This is a genomic window from Methanomassiliicoccales archaeon, assembly GCA_029907465.1.
GTDB lineage: Archaea > Thermoplasmatota > Thermoplasmata > Methanomassiliicoccales > JACIVX01 > JACIVX01.
Genome location: JARYLV010000020.1, coordinates 21,717 through 27,716, shown reverse-complemented (window position 1 = coordinate 27,716; position 6,000 = coordinate 21,717). Strand labels below are relative to the sequence as shown.

3 protein-coding genes and 1 rRNA gene are annotated in these 6,000 nt (G+C 46.9%); 3 read left to right on the top strand and 1 reads right to left on the bottom strand.

Annotation, left to right across the window (positions count from 1 at the left end):
• Positions 1-323: 323 nt before the first annotated feature.
• The 3 genes from pyrG to QHH00_07245 all read left to right on the top strand — a co-directional run bounded on the left by pyrG (position 324) and on the right by QHH00_07245 (position 3,847).
• On the top strand, positions 324-1,928 hold the full coding sequence (gene pyrG, locus QHH00_07255) for a CTP synthase (glutamine hydrolyzing) (protein ID MDH7509176.1): 1,605 nt from the start codon (positions 324-326) through the stop codon (positions 1,926-1,928).
• A gap of 99 nt (positions 1,929-2,027) precedes the next feature.
• A complete protein-coding gene (locus QHH00_07250) occupies positions 2,028-2,657 on the top strand; it encodes a translation initiation factor IF-2 subunit beta (protein ID MDH7509175.1) in 630 nt (209 codons plus the stop codon).
• 305 nt (positions 2,658-2,962) lie between these two features.
• Positions 2,963-3,847 (top strand): presenilin family intramembrane aspartyl protease, encoded by an 885-nt coding sequence (locus tag QHH00_07245; protein MDH7509174.1) that lies wholly within the window; start codon positions 2,963-2,965, stop codon positions 3,845-3,847.
• 278 nt (positions 3,848-4,125) lie between these two features.
• On the opposite strand, the gene QHH00_07240 is transcribed toward QHH00_07245, so the two are convergent.
• Positions 4,126-5,593 (bottom strand): 16S ribosomal RNA (locus QHH00_07240).
• Positions 5,594-6,000: the final 407 nt, after the last annotated feature.

Here is a 6,000-nt window from a genome sequence, read left to right as displayed (position 1 = left end):
AATGTCCAGCCCAATCGGCTGGACCGAATTGTGTGATGTCTCCGAGAACGATGATTCCATCCGCATTTTTCTCTTCTACAAGGTCATTTACCCACTTAATGACGCGTTCACGACCGTGGATGTCAGATATGATGAGGAACTTCATATTTGCTCACCTTCAGACTCAGTCCGATTCTTGAGGAAATAAGGGACTATAATTTAGTAGCTTTTGTCAAGTAAGTGTGCATTATATTAATTTTCAATTTGAACTATTCTTCTAAAAATCCAGAACCAAAGCAAAAATTATTATTATTGTAATAACATCGACCAATCCCGTCGAGAAAATGAAATACATCTTTGTCACCGGCGGAGTCCTTTCTGGTCTAGGAAAAGGAATCACCGCCTCGTCGATCGGCCGCCTTTTGAAATCACGGGGACTGAATGTAACGGCGATAAAGATTGATCCCTATCTAAACATAGACGCAGGAACAATGAATCCATTCGAACATGGGGAGGTTTTTGTCCTAGAAGACGGAGGGGAGGTCGATCTCGATCTCGGCAATTATGAGAGATTTCTCGATATCGACCTGACAAGTGATCATAATATCACAACCGGCAAAGTTTACAGGGCAGTGATTGATAAAGAAAGAATGGGTGAATATCTAGGCAAGACCGTTCAGATTATTCCGCATATCACGAATGAAATCAAGACACAGATCAGAAGTGTCGCCGAGTCGAGTGATGCGGATGTTTGCGTCGTGGAATTGGGTGGCACCGTTGGTGACATTGAGTCGATGCCTTTTTTGGAAGCGGTCAGGCAAATGAACACAGAGATGGGGCGCGGTGAGAATTGTCTCTTTGTACATACTACCCTTGTTCCTGTCTTAGGCACAGTCGGAGAACAAAAGACGAAGCCAACACAGCATTCTGTGAAGGAATTGCGGTCCATCGGTATTCAACCAGATGTCATCGTTGCGCGATCGACACAGCCGCTCGAATACTCAATCAAGAGAAAGATTTCCCTTTTTTGTGATGTCCCGCTCGAGGCCGTTATTTCGGCACCCGATGCGAGATCAATTTATGAGGTTCCATTGATCCTTGAAGAACAGGGGCTCACTGATTTCCTATTGAAAAGATTGAAGCTCGAATCTAGATCAGAGGATTTGTCCGATTGGAAGGAATTCCTTCAAAAGGTGTTGAACCCCACGAAGACTGTCACTATTGCGTGTGTTGGAAAATATACACACCTTGCGGACTCCTACATGAGTCATATCGAGGCTTTCCATCATGCAGGGGCCGAAACTGATACTAAGGTCAACATCGTCTTCATAGACTCTGAAAAAATTGAGGAATCTGGTATTCCAGAGGAATTAACCCGCGCAGACGGTGTTCTCATTCCTGGTGGATTTGGAAGTAGAGGGATACTTGGCAAAATGATTGCTTCAAAATATGCGCGCGAGAATAATATTCCATTCCTTGGTGTTTGTCTCGGGTTCCAGATTGCGACGATTGAAATCGCGAGGAACGTGCTCGGCATTGAAAAGGCACATAGTACGGAATTCGACCCCGAGACATGCGATCCCGTTGTCGATTTGCTGCCTGGACAACGTGATGTTAAGAGGAAAGGAGCGACGATGCGGTTAGGCGCTCAGCCAGTTGTCCTGCAGGATGGATCAAAAGCTTATGAACTGTATGGAAAATCACTAATTATGGAGAGGCATCGGCATAGATATGAGGTGAATCCTAAGTATATTGACAGATTGGAGAGCTGTGGTTGGAAGTTTACAGGCAAATCGATCGACGGAAAGAGAATGGAGGTGGCCGAATTTCAGGGTCATCATTTCTTCATTGCATCTCAATTTCATCCAGAATTTAAATCAAGGCCTAAAAAACCTTCGCCACTTCACCTGGGATTGGTCAAAGCTGCACTGAAAAGGAAGTATGCGTGATGTTTGAACCAAGTGGTCCATTGCCCCGCCAGAACTGATTCCAGGAATAATCTTTCCAGCAAACTTTATATTACCGAAGCCGTTTGAAGACTCGAGATTATGTCTGATGATGAGTATTTGGCTCTTCTCGAAAGAGCAAAACAAAAGTTGCCAGAGAAGATTGAAAAACACGAGCGGTTTTCAGTTCCAGAACCAGATGTCTTTCAGGAAGGAAAGACAACGATGATCAGGAATTTCGCCGATATCGCGGATGCGCTTCGAAGAGAACCAACTCATCTTTTGCAATATCTTCTCAGGGAGCTTGGTGCTCCTGGCTACATTGAAGGAACGAGGGCGGTATTCAAAGCGAAATTAGCAGAGAATCAAATCTCTGATAGGATCCGCGATTATACGGAGACTTTTGTTTTGTGCTCAGAGTGCGGGAGGCCAGATACCCATATTGTAAAAGAAGGGCGTATTCTTTTGCTTGAATGCGAAGCCTGTGGCGCTCACAGACCAGTGAATGTGAAGAAAGTGACGAAAGTCGATGAGAAGTTGACTCTGAAGGAAGGAGAGGTCTACGAGGTACTCATTGAGGACGTCGGAAGGAAGGGCGATGGAATTGCCCGGCTGAACGAATATATTATATATGTTCCAGGGACAGTTAAAGGAACAAGAACAAAAGTGAAAATCAACAAAGTTGCAGGAAACGTGGCATTCGCCTCAATATTCATGGAATCGAACCGGTGATCGCTGGCGCACCGCACCCTCTAATTGATCGATGTGTGATCATTTCATTGTCTTTCATTTGACTTCTTATCAATTGAACATATTCATGTGTGCTAGGAAATGGGCTGTCAAAAAATAGTTCACAAAGGATAAGGATATTGTTTTTTGCCCGATGGGTTGCAATGAACTAAAAAAATCTTTGGGTAGTTGCCAGCTTTTTTGATAAGAGGATTTGTGCTTTATTGTTCTCTGGGGTTCTCCGAAAAGTTTAGCATATTCATTAGGCAATTAACAAGGAGATGAAAGAAAAAACAGCGCCTATTGCGATGGCTATAATTTTTTTGTCTATTCAGATGATCGCACTCTTGATTGTGCCATTATTCCCCGCTGAATATAGGCTCTTCGAGGACCCGAGTGATGTAGGCAATCCTATTATATACATAATGATTCTCTTTTTCATAACTGCTTTTTTACTGGTTCTAGCAAAATTTCGCAAGAGGAGGTTGATGAAAACAATTTTTTTGGGGGCAATATTAATTGCGATTACCACTGTCTTTTTTCCGCTATTTTATCAACTATTCAATGACCTTATTATTTCATTCCTGATCGCAATTATTCCAGCGGCAGTAATGGTAGCACTGCTCGTTATACGACCAGAATGGTATGTCGTCAATGCAGCAGCATTTCTTATGGGCTGCGGTGCAACTGCGATTTTGGGGATGTCGCTTGGCATTCTCCCATCAATTCTCCTCCTTGTTTTTTTGGCGATTTATGACGCCATCGCGGTTTATGGGACAAAACACATGATCACATTGGCAGAAACTGTAATCGCATTAGACATGCCAGCAGTCTTTATCATGCCGAAACGGGGTCACTTTTCTTTATCATCTTTGAAGGGTAATTCAATCATAGCTGACCGATCTGAACGAGAAGCCCTTTTCATGGGTGTTGGAGATGCTGTTATCCCGGGTATTCTAGTTGTCTCATCCTACGTTTTTTTGCCAGCTCAGGTTGGAACGATCACAAACGCCAATCTCTTCGTGTCTATTGGTTCCCTGATTGGTGGATTCTGTGGATATCTATCACTCGCTTTTCTCACGGAGAAAGGAAAACCGCAGGCAGGTTTGCCCTTTCTTAATAGTGGTACTATCATTGGGTTCGTTGTCTCCTATATTCTGATCTTTGGGGGTTTTGGACTTGGTTTGGTATGATTACCGAGATTGAGCTTGCGAGAAACCATTTTCATTTCTTTAGACAAAAAATTTTCAATTTGATCTTCTTAGTCGTGTCAATTTTTCAGTTTCTGATCAGATATTCAAATCGACCTTTTCATGCTCTTTGACTCTTTACTTCATTAGAAATTGGAGACTCCCTTTACACGCGGTCTCGCGTGCAATCTCAAAATAAAAACAAGCAGACGTTCGATGTATTTATGGTGCTTGGGATCCTGCCAGGAATTGGTGGGGGGGCTTTGCTGCCCCCCTTGCGTAGGAGGTGATCCATCTGCAGGTTCCCCTACAGATACCTTGTTACGACTTAGCCCTCCTTGCTGAATCTCAGTTCGAACCTCCCAAAACGAGAGATCCTTACTGAGACCCAACTCGGGTGGCTTGACGGGCGGTGTGTGCAAGGAGCAGGGGCATATTCACCGCGGGATGTTGACCCGCGATTACTACGGAATCCAGCTTCGTGAGGGCGAGTTACAGCCCTCAGTCCGAACTACGAACGGGTTTCGGGATTGCCTTCACCTCTCGGTGTCGGAACCCATTGTCCCGTCCTTTGTAGCGCGCGTGTAGCCCAGGGGATTCGGGGCATACGGACCTACCGTTGACCTCTCCTTCCTCTGGTTTAGCACCAGCGGTCCCATTAGTGTGCACGCCTTCCGGAGAAGACGTTAGCAACTAATGGCGAGGGTCTCGTTCGTTATCTCACTTAAGAGAACGCCTTACGGTACGAACTGACGACGGCCATGCACCACCTCTCGGAAAATCTGGCAAGGTCATCAGCCTGGCCTTCATGTAACCGTCGCCCCTGGTGAGTTGTCCGGCGTTGAATCCAATTGAACCGCACGCTCCTCCCGTTGCGGTGCTCCCCCGCCAATTCCTTTAAGTTTCATCCTTGCGGACGTACTCCCCAAGCAGCAGGCTTAACAACTTCTCTCCGGCACTGGGCGCCCTCAAAGGACCCCCAACACCAAGCCCGCAGCGTTTACACCCTGGACTACCGGGGTATCTAATCCCGTTTGCGCCCCAGGGCTTCGTCCCTCACCGTCGGATCCGTTCTAGTCAGACGCCTTCGCCACCGGTGGTCCTTCCAGGATTACAGGATTTTACCCCTACCCCGGAAGTACCTCTGACCTCTCCCGGTCCCAAGTCCCGCAGTCTCCCCGGAATTCGGACAGTTGAGCTGGCCGATTTACCCAGGGATTTACGAGACCGGCTACGGACGTTTTAGGCTCAATAATATCGACCACCACTCGGGCCGCGGGTATTACCGCGGCGGCTGGCACCCGTCTTACCCGGCCCTTACTTCTCCTGCTTTTTAGACAGGAGAACAGCCAACACAGTGTGTTGGCACTTGGAATTCCCTCATCGGGATTGCTCCCATTGTGAAGTTTTCGCGACTGCTGCACCCCGTAGGGCCTGGACTCATGTCTCAGAGTCCATCTCTGGGCTCCCTCTCTCAAGGCCCATACCCGTCATAGGTTAGTGGGTCCGTTACACCCACTACAGCCTGATAGGCCGTAGACCAATCCTTGGGCGCCGGAGCTTTCAGCCCAGAAGCATTCCAGCATTCTGGACCTATGGGGTATTAGTCTCAGTTTCCCGAGGTTATCCCCCTCCCAAGGGTATGTTATCCACGTGTTACTGAGCGGTCCGCCGAGTCCCGAAGACTCTCGACTCGCATGTCTTAGTCGAATTCCAATAGCGGTGGCCGCCGGCAGGATCAACCGGAATCGATCCATTCGGCAATTATTAACTGCCGCTAAGGATTTAAAGGAGATTGGCAGGATCTCCAAGTTTCACCAATTGCAATCTCATTGATTGCTGCACATCGAACGTCGGAACCGAGAGTTCACGTGCCAACGACGGGGATCTCGGTCCCCCATGAATGTCCACAGCCCTGGATTCGACAGCCTCATAGATGGTCTTTCGACCTCCTCAGCGTCGATTCGCTTGCTGTGGATAAGCGTAGCCCCCTCTAATATCGAGGCCGTATATATGCGTTTCGGGACGCCACCTATTCTGTCGCGCCCATTTATTTTTATCACCAGAGGAAGTATTTGAGCGTTTCTATCCTAACACAATCTCATTTTTTTTAGGAAAAAATAATGAATGCGCAAGGTTGAGGAATGATTTGAACC